Raw genomic sequence first — 16,500 nt, forward strand, 5'->3', positions numbered from 1 at the left:
CGGCAGGACAAGGGGATACGAGATGATCAAGCGCAATCTGTTGGTAATCGGCCTGGCAGGCCTGCTCGGCGCGTGCGGCTTCCAGCTGCGTGGCACCGGCGACGTGCAATTCGCCCTCAAGGAGCTCGACGTCAGCGCACGCGACACCTACGGCGACACCGTGCGTGACGTCAAGGACGTGCTGGAGAACAACGGCGTTCGCGTGTTCCCAGGCGCGGCCTACAAGCTGTATCTGGCGGGCGAGCGCGAGAGCCAGCGCTCGGCCAGCTACACCAGTTCGGCGCGCAGCGTCGAGTACGAGCGCACCATGAGCCTGGACTACGAGATCCGTGGCGCCAAGAACCTGCTGCTGCTGAGCAACAAGCTCGAAGTGCAGAGCTACTACGTGCAGGACTCCAACAACCTGATCGGCAACGACCAGCAGGCAGCCCAGCTGCGTACCGAGATGCGCCGCGATCTGGTGCAACAACTGGCCCAGCGCCTGCAGCAGATCACCCCGGCGCAACTGGACGAGCTGCAGCAGACCGCCGAAGCCAAGGCGAAAGCCGAAGCCGATGCTCTGGAGGCGGCCCGTCAGCGCGAAGCGGCGCAGCCGCAGCAATCGCCCATCGAACTGCCGGTGCAGTAAGGTTTGTAGGCGCCAACTGTGGGAGCGGGCCATGGCGTCCCCGCCCGCTCTCACAATGGAACGCCGAACGCTGGCTGTTGCTTCACGCCACCTGATCGCGAATCAGGTTCCAAGCTGACAGAACCTTTTGTTCAGCCCATCGGGTTCAGGAACTCATGAAACTCGCTCCCGCCCAACTCGGCAAACACCTGCAAGGCGCGCTCGCCCCGGTTTACGTGGTGTGCGGCGACGAAGCCCTGCTCTGCCAGGAAGCCACCGACGCGATCCGCAGCGCCAGCCGCGCCCAGGGCTTTACCGAGCGCGAGGTGTTTCACGCCGAAGCCAATTTCGACTGGGGCATGCTCTACGAAGCCGGCGCCAGCCTGTCGCTGTTCGCCGAGAAGCGCGTCATCGAATTGCGCATCCCCAACGGCAAGCCGGGGGACAAGGGCGCAGCCGCGATTCTCGAATACCTCGGCCGACCACCGGAAGACACCCTGCTGCTGATCACCCTGCCCAAGCTCGACGGCAGCACGCAGAAGACCAAATGGGCCAAGGCGCTGATCGACGGGCCCAACTGCCAGTTCGTGCAGATCTGGCCGGTGGATGCCAACGGGCTGCCGCAGTGGATCCGCCAGCGCCTGGCCCAGGCGGGCATGAATGCCAGCGCCGAGGCCATCGACCTGATCGCCGCCCGGGTCGAAGGCAACCTGCTGGCCGCCGCCCAGGAAATCGAAAAGCTCAAGCTGCTCGCCGACGGCCAGCAGATCGATGCCGGCACCGTCCAGGCGGCGGTCGCCGACAGCGCCCGTTACGACGTGTTCGGCCTGATCGACGCCATCCTCAATGGCGAGGCCGCCCACGCCCTGCGCATGCTCGACGGACTGCGTGGCGAAGGCCAGGAATCGCTGTTCATCGTGGTGATGCTGGCCCGCGAGCTACGCCAGCTGGCCAACATCGCCTACCAGCATGACCAGGGCGTCCCGCTGGACAAGGCCTTCGCCTCGGCGCGCCCGCCGGTGTGGGACAAGCGCCGCCCGCTGGTCAGCAAGGCCCTGCAGCGCCACACGCCGGCGCGCTGGAATGCCCTGCTGATGGACGCCCAGCAGATCGACGCCCAGGTCAAGGGCCAGGCGCCGGGCGATCCCTGGGCCAGCCTGTCGCGCCTGGTACTGATGATGGCCGGGCAGCGCCTGAAACTCGGCGCTTAACGCCCACTTTACGTATGGACATCGCCTGCCCTGGGGCGCATGATTTGCGCCGCTCGCTATCCGTGCGGGCACCGATCGAGGATCTGCCATGAGCAAGAAGAAGCGCCCCAACAAGGCCAAATCCATCATCGCCCAGCCGCTGTTCCGCTTACGCCAGGAACGCCCCGGCAAAGGAAAAGGCAGCTACAACCGCCAAGCCTCCCAGCAAAACTGGGAGGCTTGTTCGTTTAAGGCGGCTTGAAAGCTCGTCCAGCCCGCATTTGCGCTCATCCGTGCTAAGGTGGTGGCCTGCAAAACGTGTTGAGATGACCATGCCCAACCTGTTCATTCGCGGCCTGCCTGCCACCGCTGCGGCCAGCTTCCTGCTTTTGCTCACGGCTTGCGCCGATGCCCCGGCCCAGCCTCTGGCGTCCACCAGTACGCTACCGAGCCCCTCCTCCACCGCTGCGGCCACCGGCCAACCTGTCGAAGAGCAGCTGAGCTTCGAACAATGGCGCGACCTGCTGCGCAGCGACGCCATCGCCGCCGGCATCAGCCCGACCCTGTTCGACCGTGCCTTCGCCGGCGTGGTGCCGAACCCCGACGTGGTCAAGGCCGACAGCAGCCAGCCCGAATTCAGTCGCCCGGTATGGGAATACCTCAAGGGTGCGGTATCGCCGAGCCGGGTCGCCCGCGGGCGCATCCTGCTGACCCAGAACCGCGCCATGCTCAACCAGATCGAACAGCGCTACGGCGTCGACGCCGAAACCCTGGTCGCCATCTGGGGCCTGGAGAGCAACTTCGGCAGCAATATCGGCAGCCACAATGTGGTGCGCTCCCTGGCCACCCTGGCCTATGAAGGCCGTCGCCAGGCCTTCTGGCGCAGCCAGCTGCTCGCCGTGCTGCAGATTCTCCAGCATGGCGACATCGCCCCGGAAAGCCTGGTCGGCTCCTGGGCCGGAGCCATGGGCCAGACCCAGTTCATGCCCACCACCTACAACGAGCACGCCGTGGATTTCGACGGCGACGGCAAGCGTGACGTGTGGACCTCCACCGCCGACGCCCTGGCCTCGGCCGCCCACTACCTGCAGAGCGCCAACTGGCAATTGCGCCAGCCCTGGGGTTACGAGGTGCAACTGCCGCAAGGTTTCGACTACGCCCTGGCCGACCCGGAAGTACGGCGCAGCGTGGCGCAGTGGCGTGAGCTGGGTATCCACCCCGTGGGTCAGCCGCTGAGCACCCCGCGCGATGACGCCAGCGCCACCCTGTTGCTGCCCGCCGGGCACCGCGGTCCGGCCTTCCTGCTGTTCAGCAATTTCCGCAGCATCCTGCGCTACAACAACTCGACCTCCTACGCCCTGGCTATCGGCCTGCTGTCCGACAGCCTGCGCGGTGGCAATACGGTGCAGGGCAGCTGGCCCGAGGGCGACCGCCAGCTGGGTCGCAGCGAGCGCGTGGAACTGCAGGAACGCCTGAATGCCCGTGGCTTCGATTCCGGCCATGCCGACGGCATCATCGGCGCCAATACCCGCAAGGCCATCCGCGCCTTCCAGCTGCACCTGGGCTGGCCGGCCGACGGCTACCCGGATGCCAAGCTGCTCGAGCAGTTGCGCCAGCCGCACTGACCCTGCCCCGTGGTGACGCCCGTCACCACGCCTTTGCCTATTTGCGATTCGCCCGATCCTGGGCGACTCTGTAGCAGGCATCCCCTGTGATCCAGGGCGTGCCTGGCTACCCGCCTGCCGTGATCCGGCGCGGGTCAATGAGAACAGAGAGGTCGCTATGCACGACATCGAGCTGAACGAAGAACAACGCATGATCCGCGAGTGCACCCGGCAGTTCGCCCGGCGCGCCATCGCCCCCCACGCCCAGGACTGGGAAAAGGCGGGCTGGATTGACGATGCCGCAGTGGCCCAGATGGGCGAAATGGGCCTCTTGGGCATGATCGTGCCGGACACCTGGGGCGGCAGCTACCTCGACTACGTGGCCTATGCCCTGGCGGTGGAAGAAGTCTCCGCCGCCGATGCCGCCACCGGTACGCTGATGAGCGTGCACAACTCGGTGGGCTGCGGCCCACTGCTCAACTACGGCAGCGACGAGCAGAAAAGCCAATGGCTGGCGCGCCTGGCCAGTGGCGAAGTGATCGGCTGCTTCTGCCTGACCGAACCCCAGGCCGGCTCCGAAGCCCACAACCTGCGCACCCGCGCCGAGCTGCGTGACGGCCGCTGGGTACTCAATGGCGCCAAGCAATTCGTCAGCAACGGCCGCCGTGCCGGCCTGGCCATCGTCTTCGCGGTGACCGATGCCACCCTGGGCAAACAAGGTATCTCAGCCTTCCTGGTGCCCACCAACACACCCGGCTTCCGTATCGACCGCAGCGAGCACAAGATGGGTATCCGCGCCTCGGACACCTGCGCCATCACCCTCGACGACTGCAGCATCCCCGCCGCCAACCTGCTGGGCGAGCGCGGCAAGGGCCTGAGCATCGCCCTGTCCAATCTCGAAGGCGGGCGCATCGGCATCGCCGCCCAGGCGGTCGGCATCGCCCGCGCCGCCTTCGAGGCGGCCCTGCTCTACTCCCGCGAACGGGTACAGTTCGACAAGCCCATTGGCGAGCACCAGAGCATCGCCAACCTGCTCGCCGACATGCACACCCAGATCAATGCCGCCCGCCTGCTCACCCTGCATGCCGCGCGCCTGCGCAGCGCCGGCGAGCCATGCCTGTCCGAGGCTTCACAAGCCAAGCTGTTCGCTTCGGAAATGGCCGAGCGGGTGTGCTCCAAGGCGCTGCAGATCCACGGCGGCTACGGCTATCTGGAGGACTTCCCGGTACAGCGCTACTACCGTGACGCGCGCATCACCCAGATCTACGAAGGCGCCAGCGAGATCCAGCGCCTGCTGATCGCCCGTGAGCTCAAGCACTACGCGCTCTAGGAGCCTCTCAGGATCTTTATGTGCATGAAGCAGCTACAAAGCAGGAGCGGCCGTTCGCCGCTTTTGCTTTTTAATACTTCTCCTACACGGCAATAACAGCCTGCGTAGGGTGGACAACGCTCTTTTTGTCCACCATTGCGATCGCAGAACGGTGGACGGGTCGGGCCGCGTAGGTGAAGCGTCGTCCACCCTACGAAAGGCTTTTCCCGCCACTTAGCTGCCGAAATCGACGGACCTGGGCGGCAAGGTCATGCACGGTTTCTAAGCACGTCCCCTAGCCCTTGAGCAGCCGCGCCTCCGCGTTATCCAGATCGCGGAGGATCTCGGCCAGCATGTCGTCGTCCAGTTGATGCTCCTTGCGCATCCGGTACAGCTCCAGACGCTGGGTGCGCAAGGCCTGCAGGCGCATGCGGTACTCCAGCTGATCGGCCTGGCGCTGGTACTCGCGCGACGCTTCGGCGCGGCGCGTGCGGGTGCGCTCGAGCAGGTCGCGGTACTCGCTCATCAGCTTGGCACGGATCTCCGCCGTGGCGATGGCGCTGTCGGTGTCGGCGGCCTTTTCGTCATCGGCCTCCAGGCAGCGGATCGCCGCCTGCAGCACCTGGGCACGGTGTCGATTGAGTTCGGCCTCCTGGCGCGCCACGTTGTCCTGGGGCAGCAGCGGCAGCAGCCGGGGCAGCACCACGCTGGCGACCAGCAGCGACACCAGGATCACCCCGGCGGCGATCAGGATCAGCAGATCCCGTTCGGGAAACGCCTCGCCGTTGTTGAGCAGCAAGGGCAGCGACATCACGCCGGCCAGGGTCACCGCGCCGCGCACGCCGCCGACCGTCAGCACGGCGGTCAGGGCGATGCGCGACTGGCCGGCAAAACGCGTCGACTTGCCGCGCCAGCGCCGCACCATCCCCGAGGTGCGCCAGTAGCAGTACACCCACACGAAGCGCAGCACCATCAACACCGCATACACCGCCAGCACGTAGCCTAGCGCCGGCAGCAACAGGTGCCAGGCGTCGGCATGGTCACCGATCACCGCCTTGATGATGTCCGGCAGCTGCAGCCCCAGCAGCAGGAAGATCAGGCCGTTGAAGGTGAACTCGAGCATCGCCCATACGCCGCGGTTGAGCAGCCGCGTGGTGGTCTGCCGCGGCAGCAGGTCGAGGCGACTCTGCATCATGCCGGCCGCCACCGCGGAAAGAATGCCGGACAGCCCCAGGTGCTCGGCCGCTACATAGGCGGCGAACGGCAGCAGCAGCATCAGCAGCACATGGGGCGCCGGCTCCTCCCAGCCGCGGGCGATCATCCACGCCCGCAACCGGCCCAGCAGGTAGCTCAGGGCCATGCCGATCAACAGGCCGCCGGCGGCCACCAGCACGAACTGCAGGCTGGCATCGGCGAACGAGAACACCCCGGTCAGGGTTGCCGCCACGGCGAACTTGAATGCCACCAGGCCGGAGGCATCGTTCATCAGCGCCTCACCCTGCAGCAGGTTGTTGAGGGTATTGGGCAGGCGCCCGTGGGCGATCGCCGACACCGCCACCGCATCGGTCGGCGACAGCACCGCCGCCAGGGCGAAGCAGGCGGCCAGGGGCACCTGGGGCAGCAACCAGTGAATGAAATATCCGGCGCCGAGAATGGTGACGAACACCAGCACGAAGGCCAGGAACAGGATCGGCGTGCGCAGTTTGCGAAACTGCCCCTTGGGCATGCGCCAGCCATCGACGAACAGCAGCGGCGGGATGAACAGCAGCAGGAACAGCTCGGGGTCCAGACGCACGTGCAGGCCCAGCGCCGGTACCGCCAGCAAGGCGCCGATGAGAATCTGCAGGATGGGCAACGGCAAGGGAATGAACTGGGCGCTGATACGGGTGCCGCTGACCACCAGCAACATGGTCAGGATGGTGTAGAGAAGTTGCATGGGGGCGAGAATCCTTTGCGATGACGGCCCGAAGGCCCGCCCATTCTAACGCCAGGCAGGTGCAGGCTGACGCACCCTAAGGCGAATCGACGTGGCATAATCTCCGACCTCGGTATTCACAAGTAGCAACGGGGATTCGACGAGTGGAGTCCTCAGAGGTAGACCTATGAGTTACGTGCTTTATGGCATCAAGGCCTGCGACACCATGAAGAAGGCCCGCACCTGGCTCGACGAGCGCGGTGCCACTTACCGGTTCCACGACTACAAGACCGCCGGCATCGACCGCGGCAACCTGCAAAAATGGTGCGACGAACACGGCTGGGAAACCCTCCTCAATCGTGCCGGCACCACCTTCCGCAAGCTCGACGACGCGCAGAAAAGCGATCTCGACCAGGCCAAGGCCATCGACCTGATGCTGGCCCAACCGTCGATGATCAAGCGCCCGGTGCTGGACCTCGGCACCCGCACCCTGGTCGGTTTCAAACCCGAGCGTTACGCCGCCGAACTGGCCTGATATCGCCACCCCAATCGAATTCGCTGCAAGGAAAAGCCCATGTCCAATACTCTGTTCAGCCTGGCCTTCGGGGTCGGCACGCAAAACCGTCAAAGCGCCTGGCTGGAAGTGTTCTACGCCCAGCCGCTGCTCAACCCGAGCGCCGAACTGGTCGCCAAGGTCAGCGAGAAACTCGGCTACAGCGGTGGCAACCAGGCCATCGCCCTGACCAACCAGCAGGCCGGTGAACTGGCCAGCGCCCTGAAGCACGTCGACCCGGTACAAGCCGCCCTGCTGACCCGCCTGGCCGAAAGTGCCAAGCCGCTGGTCGCCACCCTGCTGGCCGAAGACGCCGCCCTGACCAGCACGCCCGAGGCCTACCTCAAGCTGCACCTGCTGTCCCACCGCCTGGTCAAGCCCCACGGCCTGAACCTGACCGGCATCTTCCCGCTGCTGCCCAACGTCGCCTGGACCAGCCAGGGTGCGGTCGACCTGGCCGAGCTGCCCGAGCGTCAGCTGGAAGCCCGCCTCAAAGGCGACCTGCTGGAAGTCTTCTCGGTGGACAAGTTCCCGAAAATGACCGATTACGTGGTGCCGAGCGGCGTGCGTATCGCGGACAGCGCACGGGTTCGTCTGGGCGCCTACATCGGCGAAGGCACCACCGTGATGCACGAAGGCTTCGTCAACTTCAACGCCGGTACCGCCGGCCCGGGCATGATCGAAGGCCGCGTGTCCGCCGGCGTGTTCGTCGGCAAAGGGTCGGACCTGGGTGGCGGCTGCTCGACCATGGGCACCCTGTCCGGTGGCGGCAACATCGTCATCTCCGTGGGCGAAGGCTGCCTGATCGGCGCCAACGCCGGCATCGGCATCCCGCTGGGCGACCGCAACATCGTCGAAGCCGGCCTGTACGTCACCGCCGGCACCAAGATCGCCCTGCTCGACGACCAGAACAACCTGGTCAAGGTGGTCAAGGGCCGTGACCTGGCTGGCCAGCCGGACCTTTTGTTCCGTCGCAACTCCCAGAGCGGCGCCGTGGAATGCAAGACCAACAAGTCGGCCATCGAGCTGAACGAAGCCCTGCACGCCCATAACTGAGCCCAGGCTTCGCCCGAACGGGCTGTGCACGCGATAGACTGACGTCTTCGTGGGCACAGCCCGTTTCACATCCAGCGTGACGAGATCCGGATGACCCTGATTTCCCCCTGGCGCGTCGACTTTCCCGGCTTGCGGGCCCTGGACGCCGACGGCCAGACCTACCTCGACAGCGCCGCGACCGCGCAAAAACCCCAGGCGGTACTCGATGCCTTGCTGGCCTACTACGCGGGCGGTGCTGCCAACGTGCACCGTGCCCAGCACCTGCCGGGCGAACGTGCCACCCGCGCCTTCGAGGCGACCCGCGACAAGGCAGCCCGCTGGCTGAATGCGGCCAGCCGTGACGAGATCGTCTTCACCCGCGGCGCTACCGAATCGCTCAACCTGCTCGCCTATGGGCTGGAATCGATGTTCATGGCCGGCGACGAGATCGTCGTCAGCGCCGCCGAGCACCACGCCAACCTGCTGCCCTGGCAGCAACTGGCCGCGCGAAAGTCCCTGAAACTGGTGGTACTGCCGCTCACCCCCGCTGGCGATATCGACCCGTTGGAGGCCGCCACGCTGATCGGCCCACGTACCCGCCTGCTCGCTCTCAGTCAGCTGTCCAACGTGCTGGGGCGCTGGCAAGACGTACAACCGCTGATTCGCCAGGCGCAGGAATACGGCGCCCTGACCGTGGTGGACGGCGCCCAGGCCGTGGTGCATGGCCGCCAGGACGTGCAGGCGCTGGGCTGCGATTTCTACGTGTGCTCCAGCCACAAGCTGTACGGCCCCGATGGCGTCGGCCTGCTCTACGGCCGCCGCGACGCGCTGCAGCACCTGAACCACTGGCAGTTCGGCGGTGAAATGGTCCAGCAGGCGGATTATCACGCCGCGACCTTTCGCCCCGCGCCGCTCGGCCTGGAAGCCGGTACGCCGGCGGTATCCGGGGTGATCGCCCTGGGTGCAGCGCTGGACTACTTCGAGCACCTCGACGCCGAGGCGGTCAGCCGCCACGAAGCGGCGTTGCACCGGATGTTGTTGGAAGGCCTGCGACGCCACGAAGGTTTGCACCTGCTTGGCGAGCCGCACACGGCGCTGGCCTGCTTCACCGTCGACGGCGTTCATAGCGGCGACCTCGCCCACCTGCTCACCGAGCAAGGCATCGCCGTGCGGGTCGGTCATCACTGCGCCATGCCGCTGTTGCAGCGCCTGGGCGTGAGCGGTGCGATCCGCGTATCCCTTGGCCTGTACAACGACGAGGCCGACCTGCAGCGTTTCTTCGCCGCCCTGGACAAAGCCCTGGAGTTGTTGCGATGACCCTGCCGACCGCCGCGCAAGAAGCCCTCGATGCCTTCACCGCCTGCCCCGGCTGGGAACAGCGCGCGCGCCTGCTAATGCACTGGGGCGAACGCCTGGAGCCGCTCGCCGAACGGCGTGAAGCGGATCGCGTACACGGCTGTGAAAGCCAGGTCTGGCTGAGCGGTGAAAAACGGGACGGCCTCTGGCACTTTCGCGCCAGTAGCGATGCGCGCCTGATACGCGGCCTCTTGGCCGTGCTGCTGGCCCGGGTCAACGGATTGCCTGCAGGCGAGCTGGCCGGGCTGGACATCGCCGACTGGTTCGCCAGGCTCGGCCTGTCCCGTCAGCTATCGCCCTCACGGGCCAGCGGCATGAACGCCGTGGTGCAGCAGATGCGCCGGCTGATCGACGCGGCCTAAACCTTCGCGACCACGCGCTCGCTCGGGCGACGCGCACCGGCCACCAGCTTGTCGACGATACGCGCGGCGGCGACCATGCCGAAGGTCGCCGTCACCATCATCACCGCGCCGAAGCCGCCGGCGCAGTCGAGCTTCACGCCCTCACCGACGAAGGCCTTGCTCTGGCACACGCTGCCGTCCGCACCGGGATAGCGCAGCTGCTCGGTGGAGAATACGCAGGGCACGCTGTAGGTGCGCCCCGGCGTACGGGAAAAGCCGTAGTCGCGGCGCAGGGTCGAGCGCACCTTGGCAGCCAGGGGATCGTTGAAGGTCTTGTTGAGGTCGGCCACCTGCACCTGGGCCGGGTCGATCTGCCCGCCGGCGCCACCGGTGGTCACCAGGGCGATCTTGCGGCGCTTGCACCAGGAGATCAGCGCCGCCTTGGCCGCCACGCTGTCGATGCAGTCGACCACCCCGTCGAGTTCGACCGTGATGTACCCGGCCATGGTCTCGCGGGTCACGAAGTCGGCCACCTCGTGCACCACGCAGGCGGGGTTGATGGCGCGCAGGCGCTCGCCCATTACCTCGACCTTGGCGCGCCCGACCTGGCCCTGCAGGGCGTGGGCCTGGCGATTGGTGTTGCTGACGCAGACGTCGTCCAGGTCGAACAGGGAAATCTCGCCCACCCCGGAGCGCACCAGCGCCTCGGCCGCCCAGGAACCGACACCGCCGATACCGACCACGGCCACGTGGGCGGCGGCCAGCCGTTCTGCGCCTTGGCGGCCATACAACCGGGCAATGCCGGCGAAACGCTGTTCATCGAACGACATGGGGGCTCCTCTTTCCGGGCGCGCATTATAAGAAGGCCGGCAGCGCTTCCCAAGCACCATCGGGCCGGCGCGTACAGAGCGTCAGTGCAACGCGGCTGAACATCGCCGGGCAGCTCCCCGGAGCTGTGCTATACAGTCATTCATCGACGGAGTAGCATGCGCGCCAGCCGGCGTTCGCCGGTCTTCTCCCCGTTCCACCCTTCGGAACCTTACACAGCATGCTTTCGCGCAAGTTCGGTCTCAATCTCGTTGTTTTCCTGGCTATTGCCGCCCTGTTCACCGGTATCTGGGCGCTCTACAACCGCCCGGTCACCGCCCCGGACTGGCCGGAACAGATCTCCGGCTATTCGTTCTCGCCGTTCCGGCAGGGGCAGAGCCCGCAAACCGGCGTCTACCCGAGCGATCAGGAGATGCGCGAGGATCTCGAACTGCTGTCCAAGCAGACCGACAGCATCCGCACCTACTCGGTGGACGGCGACCTCGACAAGATCCCCGCGCTCGCCGAGGAGTTCGGCCTGCGCGTGACCCTGGGCGTGTGGATCAGCCCCGACGAGGAGCGCAACGAACGGGAGATCACCAAGGCCATCGAAATCGCCAACAACTCGCGCAGTGTGGTGCGCGTGGTGGTGGGCAACGAGGCGTTGTTCCGCCGCGAGGTCACCGTCAAGCAGCTGACCGCCTACATGGACCGCGTGCGCTCGGCGGTCAAGGTGCCGGTCACCACGTCCGAGCAATGGCACATCTGGGACGAATTCCCGGAGCTGGCCGACCACGCCGACCTGATCGCCGCCCACGTGCTGCCCTACTGGGAATTCATTCCCATGAAGGACTCCACCCAGTTCACCCTGGACCGCGCCCGCGACCTGAAGAAGCTGTTCCCGAAAAAGCCCCTGCTGCTGTCCGAGGTGGGCTGGCCGAGCAACGGCCGGGTACGCGGCGGCGCCGAGGCGAGCCAGGCCGACCAGGCCATCTACCTGCGCACCCTGGTCACCACGCTCAACGCCCAGGGCTACAACTACTTCGTCATCGAGGCCTTCGACCAGCCCTGGAAGGCTGGCGACGAAGGCTCGGTGGGCGCCTACTGGGGCGTCTACAACCTCGACCGCCAGCCGAAATTCAACTTCGAAGGCCCGGTGGTGGCGATTCCGAAATGGCGCATGCTGGCGGTCGCCTCGGTGGTCATGGCGCTGCTGTCGCTGGCCCTGATGCTGATCGACGGCAGCGCCCTGCGCCAGCGCGGCCGCACCTTCCTGACCTTCGTGGCGTTCGCCGGCGGCTCGGCCCTGGTGTGGATCGGCTACGACTACAGCCAGCAATACAGCACCTGGTTCAGCACCCTGGTCGGCGTGCTCCTGGGCATCGGCGCCATCGGCGTGTTCATCGTCTTGCTCACCGAGGCCCACGAGCTGGCCGAAACGGTGTGGACGCAGCGCCGCCGGCCCTTCACCCCGGTGATCGGCGACAGCCATTACCGGCCCAAGGTGTCGATCCACGTGCCCTGCTACAACGAGCCGCCGGAGATGGTCAAACAGACCCTCGACGCCCTGGCCAACCTCGATTACCCGGACTTCGAAGTCCTGATCATCGACAACAACACCAAGGACCCGGCGGTCTGGGAACCGGTGCGCGACTACTGCGAAGCGCTCGGCCCGCGCTTCCGCTTCTTCCACGTCGCGCCGCTGCACGGCTTCAAGGGCGGTGCGCTGAACTACATCCTGCCGCACACCGCGCCGGACGTCGAAGTGGTGGCGGTGATCGACTCCGACTACTGCGTCGACCGCAACTGGCTCAAGCACATGGTGCCGCACTTCGCCGACCCGGCGATCGCCGTGGTGCAGTCGCCCCAGGACTACCGCGACGGTGAGGAAAGCACCTTCAAGAAGCTCTGCTACGCCGAGTACAAGGGCTTCTTCCACATCGGCATGGTGACCCGCAACGACCGCAACGCGATCATCCAGCACGGCACCATGACCATGATCCGCCGTACCGTGATGGACGAGCTGAAGTGGGCCGACTGGACCATCTGCGAGGATGCCGAGCTGGGCCTGCGGGTGTTCGAGAAAGGCTATTCGGCCGCCTACGCCCACGACAGCTTCGGCAAGGGCCTGATGCCCGATACCTTCATCGACTACAAGAAGCAGCGCTTCCGCTGGGCCTACGGCGCCATCCAGATCATGAAGGGCCACGCCCGTCAGCTGCTGGCCGGCAAGGACAGCGAGCTCAAGCGCGGCCAGCGTTATCACTTCATCGCCGGCTGGCTGCCGTGGGTCGCCGATGGCCTGAACATCTTCTTCACCGCCGGTGCGCTGCTGTGGTCGGCGGCGATGATCATCGTGCCGCAACGGGTCGACCCGCCACTGCTGATCTTCGCGATTCCGCCCCTGGCGCTGTTCCTGTTCAAGGTCGGCAAGATCATCTTCCTCTACCAGCGGGCGGTGGGCGTCAACCTCAAGGATGCCTTCTGCGCGGCGGTGGCCGGCCTGGCGCTGTCGCACACCATCGCCAAGGCGGTGCTGTACGGCATGTTCACCAAGACCATTCCGTTCTTCCGCACCCCGAAGATGCGCTCCAGCCACGGCCTGATGGTGGCCCTGGCGGAAGCCCGCGAAGAAGTGTTCATCATGCTGCTGCTGTGGGGCGCCGCCCTGGGCATCGCCATCGTCCAGGGCCTGCCCAGCTACGACGTGAAGTTCTGGGTGATCATGCTGCTGGTGCAGTCGCTGCCCTACCTGGCCGCCCTGATCATGGCGCTGCTCTCCTCGCAGCCCAAGCCACTGGAGATTCCCGTGGTGCAAGGCGACAGCGAGAACGAGGCGGAGAAAGCCTGATCCGCGGCAACGCGACCTGAAAACGGCGGCCAGTGGCCGCCGTTTTTCCAGGGGTCGAGGCGCCCTGCAACGGGGTCGCCACTGGCTGCACCGCATCCCAACCGTCCTTACGCCTACGAGCCCCGGGCGTTTTGCTTTAAGCTATGCGCCCTTCTCGCCCTGCATTGTGTTACCGGAGCTCCCATGACGGCCCTGTCCCCGACCCTCGAACTCGCCTGCGACCTGATCCGCCGCCCCTCGGTCACCCCGCTGGACGAGGGCTGCCAGGAACTGATGATGCGCCGCCTGGGGGCACTGGGCTTCGCCGTCGAGGCGATGCGCATCGAGGACGTGGACAACTTCTGGGCCAGCCATGGCCGTGACGACGGCCCGGTACTGTGCTTCGCCGGCCATACCGACGTGGTGCCCACCGGCCCGCTGCAGGCCTGGCAGCATGGCCCGTTCGACGCCCTGATCGACGAGCAGGGCATGCTCTGCGGTCGCGGCGCGGCCGACATGAAAGGCAGCCTGGCGTCGATGATCATCGCCGTCGAGCGCTTCGTCGCCGAATACCCGAACCACAAGGGGCGCATCGCCTTCCTGATCACCAGCGACGAGGAAGGCCCGGCCCACCATGGCACCAAGGCGGTGGTCGAGCGCCTGGCCGCGCGCAACGAGCGCCTGGACTGGTGCATCGTCGGCGAGCCGTCGAGCACCACCCTGGTCGGTGACGTGGTGAAGAACGGCCGCCGCGGCTCCCTGGGCGCGACCCTGACGGTGCGCGGCATCCAGGGCCACGTGGCCTACCCGCACCTGGCCAGGAACCCGATCCACCTGGCGGCGCCGGCGCTGGCCGAACTGGCGGCCGAGCATTGGGACGACGGCAACGCCTTCTTCCCGCCGACCAGTTTCCAGGTCTCCAACCTGAATGCCGGCACCGGTGCCACCAACGTGATTCCCGGCGAGCTGACGGCGGTGTTCAACTTCCGCTTCTCCACCGAGTCGACCGTCGAGGACCTGCAGCAGCGGGTCAACGCGATCTTCGACAAGCACGGCCTGGACTATCACATCGACTGGGCGCTGTCGGGCCTGCCGTTCCTCACCGAGCCGGGCGCGCTGCTCGATGCGGTCAGCACCAGCATCCGCCAGGTGACCGGTCGCGAGACCACACCCAGCACCAGCGGCGGCACCTCCGACGGGCGCTTCATCGCCACCCTGGGCACCCAGGTGGTCGAGCTCGGCCCGGTCAATGCGACCATCCACCAGGTCAACGAGCGGGTGCTGGCCAGCGATCTCGAGGTGCTTACCGAGATCTACTACCAGACCCTGGTCAAGCTGCTCGCCTGATGCTCGCCTGCCCGATCTGCCAGGCGCCACTGACCGCCGTCGACAATGGCGTGGCCTGCCCGGCCAACCACCGCTTCGACCGCGCGCGCCAGGGCTACCTGAACCTGCTGCCGGTGCAGCACAAGAACAGCCGCGACCCGGGTGACAACGCCGCCATGGTCGAGGCGCGCCGACGCTTTCTCGATGGCGGCCACTACGCGCCGCTGGCCGCCCGACTGGCCGAACTGGCGGCGAGCTACAAGCCGCAGCGCTGGCTGGATATCGGTTGCGGCGAGGGCTACTACACCGCGCAGATCGCCGAGGCGCTGGTGGATGCCGACGGCTATGCCCTGGATATTTCCCGCGAGGCGGTCAAGCGCGCCTGCAAGCGTGCGCCCCAGCTGAACTGGCTGGTTGCCAGCATGGCCCGGGTGCCCCTGGCCGATGCCAGCTGCGGGTTGCTGGCCAGCGTGTTCAGCCCGCTGGACTGGCAGGAAGCCAAGCGCCTGCTGGCGCCCGGCGGCGGCCTGCTGCGCATGGGCCCGACCCGCGAACACCTGATGGAGCTGCGCGAGAAGCTCTACGACGAAGTGCGCGACTACGATGACAGCAAGCACCTCGAACTGATCCCGCCGGGCATGCACCTGGCGCATAGCGAAACCCTGAGTTTTCGGCTGCTGCTAGACAGCGAGCAAGCCCGCGCCGACCTGCTGGCGATGACGCCCCACGGCTGGCGCGCCAGTGCCGAACGCCGCGCCGCGGTCATTGCCGAAAGCTTCGAAGTCACCGTCGCCATCCGCTACGATTGGATCGAGCGTGACGCGTCCTGAACGCCCCGACCAGATGAGAACCCTCATGCGCCAACCGGATATCGAGATCTACCTGAAGGACGCCGATCACCAGGCCATCGCCGCCTGGCTGACCCAGGCCCTTGGCCCGTGCTCCGACTGGCAGCAGAAAGGCCAGACCTTCCAGTGCCGCGCCGGCGACATTCCGGTGACCTGGCTGCCCAAGGCCGTAGGCAAATGGCACAGCCTGTACCTGGAAAGTGACGCCACCCCCTGGGACGACGACCTGGCCTGCGCCCAGGCGGCCTACACGGCACTGGACGTGGAAGTTCGTTGCGCACCCGGTAGCTGGGAAGAGGACGAAAGCGACGAGCAGGCCGATCAGTGGCTGCGCATCAGCGCCGACGGCGTGCAGGAAATCACCTGGCGTACGAGCTGACCGTCCTGCCCTCAGCTATTCATCCCGCCCGAAGTCAACCGCTCGGCTTTGGGTACTTTGGCAGCGTTTCCTCACACGCTGCTTTGCTCCGCCTCTGAACCCTCCTCACTTGCCGCCTCGTTGCATGAACCTGTTTACGATCTTTCAGCTCGATTTCAGGCGAAGTGGCGGAAGCGGCCGTTGGTGCATTACCTGTGGGCGCGGGCGCAGAGCGTCCTCGTCGGCATTCCCACGCAGAGCATGAGGAACGATCAAATAACAGCTCGAGGCTAAAGCCTCTCCCACGAGTGAACGACCGCTGTTGCCTTGTAGCCGCCTGGTTATGTCGCCTAAAAAACGTGAACAGGTTCCACGGCCGACTTACTGCCAGAAGAATCAGGCTGACCTCCGGCAACCAGTA

Annotated in this window: 15 protein-coding genes; 13 read left to right on the forward strand and 2 right to left on the reverse strand. The window is 66.3% G+C overall.

What is annotated here, in order from left to right; all coding sequences use genetic code 11:
* The first annotated feature begins 22 nt into the window (after nucleotides 1–22).
* The 5 genes from lptE to K8U54_RS04640 all read left to right on the forward strand — a co-directional run bounded on the left by lptE (nucleotide 23) and on the right by K8U54_RS04640 (nucleotide 4,731).
* Nucleotides 23–628, forward strand: coding sequence for an LPS assembly lipoprotein LptE (gene lptE, locus K8U54_RS04620; RefSeq protein WP_249909068.1), 606 nt, complete (start codon nucleotides 23–25; stop codon nucleotides 626–628).
* Between the two features lie 155 nt (nucleotides 629–783).
* Nucleotides 784–1,818, forward strand: a complete 1,035-nt coding sequence (gene holA / locus K8U54_RS04625; RefSeq protein WP_249909069.1) for a DNA polymerase III subunit delta — start codon at nucleotides 784–786, stop codon at nucleotides 1,816–1,818.
* 88 nt (nucleotides 1,819–1,906) lie between these two features.
* Nucleotides 1,907–2,059, forward strand: a complete 153-nt coding sequence (arfA, locus tag K8U54_RS04630; RefSeq protein WP_249909070.1) for an alternative ribosome rescue factor ArfA — start codon at nucleotides 1,907–1,909, stop codon at nucleotides 2,057–2,059.
* Between the two features lie 70 nt (nucleotides 2,060–2,129).
* The gene (locus K8U54_RS04635; RefSeq protein WP_249910396.1) at nucleotides 2,130–3,422 is read left to right on the forward strand and encodes a lytic murein transglycosylase; all 1,293 of its coding nucleotides are present in this window, start codon (nucleotides 2,130–2,132) and stop codon (nucleotides 3,420–3,422) included.
* A gap of 157 nt (nucleotides 3,423–3,579) precedes the next feature.
* Nucleotides 3,580–4,731 carry an acyl-CoA dehydrogenase family protein gene (locus tag K8U54_RS04640; RefSeq protein WP_249909071.1) on the forward strand — a complete coding sequence of 384 codons (1,152 nt, stop codon included), beginning with the start codon at nucleotides 3,580–3,582 and terminating at the stop codon, nucleotides 4,729–4,731.
* A 274-nt stretch (nucleotides 4,732–5,005) separates the two neighbouring features.
* On the opposite strand, the gene K8U54_RS04645 is transcribed toward K8U54_RS04640, so the two are convergent.
* Nucleotides 5,006–6,646 carry a Na+/H+ antiporter gene (locus K8U54_RS04645; RefSeq protein ID WP_249909072.1) on the reverse strand — a complete coding sequence of 547 codons (1,641 nt, stop codon included), beginning with the start codon at nucleotides 6,644–6,646 and terminating at the stop codon, nucleotides 5,006–5,008.
* A 166-nt stretch (nucleotides 6,647–6,812) separates the two neighbouring features.
* On the opposite strand from K8U54_RS04645, the gene K8U54_RS04650 reads away from it, so the two are divergent.
* The 4 genes from K8U54_RS04650 (at nucleotide 6,813) to K8U54_RS04665 (ending at nucleotide 9,931) form a co-directional block, all read left to right on the forward strand.
* Nucleotides 6,813–7,160: an ArsC family reductase gene (locus K8U54_RS04650; RefSeq protein ID WP_249909073.1), complete on the forward strand. Its 348-nt coding sequence runs from the start codon at nucleotides 6,813–6,815 to the stop codon at nucleotides 7,158–7,160.
* A 39-nt stretch (nucleotides 7,161–7,199) separates the two neighbouring features.
* Nucleotides 7,200–8,234: a 2,3,4,5-tetrahydropyridine-2,6-dicarboxylate N-succinyltransferase gene (gene dapD / locus K8U54_RS04655; RefSeq protein WP_249909074.1), complete on the forward strand. Its 1,035-nt coding sequence runs from the start codon at nucleotides 7,200–7,202 to the stop codon at nucleotides 8,232–8,234.
* A 90-nt stretch (nucleotides 8,235–8,324) separates the two neighbouring features.
* Nucleotides 8,325–9,530, forward strand: coding sequence for an aminotransferase class V-fold PLP-dependent enzyme (locus K8U54_RS04660; RefSeq protein WP_249909075.1), 1,206 nt, complete (start codon nucleotides 8,325–8,327; stop codon nucleotides 9,528–9,530).
* Nucleotides 9,527–9,931 carry a SufE family protein gene (locus K8U54_RS04665; protein WP_249909076.1) on the forward strand — a complete coding sequence of 135 codons (405 nt, stop codon included), beginning with the start codon at nucleotides 9,527–9,529 and terminating at the stop codon, nucleotides 9,929–9,931. The genes K8U54_RS04660 and K8U54_RS04665 overlap by 4 nt, the downstream gene beginning before the upstream one ends.
* Here K8U54_RS04665 and tcdA read toward each other — a convergent pair.
* A complete protein-coding gene (gene tcdA / locus K8U54_RS04670) occupies nucleotides 9,928–10,740 on the reverse strand; it encodes a tRNA cyclic N6-threonylcarbamoyladenosine(37) synthase TcdA (protein ID WP_249909077.1) in 813 nt (270 codons plus the stop codon). The genes K8U54_RS04665 and tcdA overlap by 4 nt on opposite strands.
* 218 nt (nucleotides 10,741–10,958) lie before the next feature.
* Between tcdA and K8U54_RS04675 the strand changes: the two genes are divergently transcribed.
* The 4 genes from K8U54_RS04675 to K8U54_RS04690 all read left to right on the forward strand — a co-directional run bounded on the left by K8U54_RS04675 (nucleotide 10,959) and on the right by K8U54_RS04690 (nucleotide 16,100).
* Nucleotides 10,959–13,568, forward strand: a complete 2,610-nt coding sequence (locus tag K8U54_RS04675; protein ID WP_249909078.1) for a glycosyltransferase — start codon at nucleotides 10,959–10,961, stop codon at nucleotides 13,566–13,568.
* 183 nt (nucleotides 13,569–13,751) lie between these two features.
* Nucleotides 13,752–14,894: a succinyl-diaminopimelate desuccinylase gene (gene dapE / locus K8U54_RS04680; protein WP_249909079.1), complete on the forward strand. Its 1,143-nt coding sequence runs from the start codon at nucleotides 13,752–13,754 to the stop codon at nucleotides 14,892–14,894.
* A complete protein-coding gene (locus tag K8U54_RS04685; protein ID WP_249909080.1) occupies nucleotides 14,894–15,703 on the forward strand; it encodes a putative RNA methyltransferase in 810 nt (269 codons plus the stop codon). The genes dapE and K8U54_RS04685 overlap by 1 nt, the downstream gene beginning before the upstream one ends.
* A 25-nt stretch (nucleotides 15,704–15,728) precedes the next feature.
* Nucleotides 15,729–16,100, forward strand: a complete 372-nt coding sequence (locus K8U54_RS04690; RefSeq protein ID WP_249909081.1) for a hypothetical protein — start codon at nucleotides 15,729–15,731, stop codon at nucleotides 16,098–16,100.
* The last annotated feature ends 400 nt before the right edge of the window (nucleotides 16,101–16,500 follow it).

Source organism: Pseudomonas fulva (genome assembly GCF_023517795.1).
Lineage (GTDB): Bacteria > Pseudomonadota > Gammaproteobacteria > Pseudomonadales > Pseudomonadaceae > Aquipseudomonas > Aquipseudomonas fulva_D.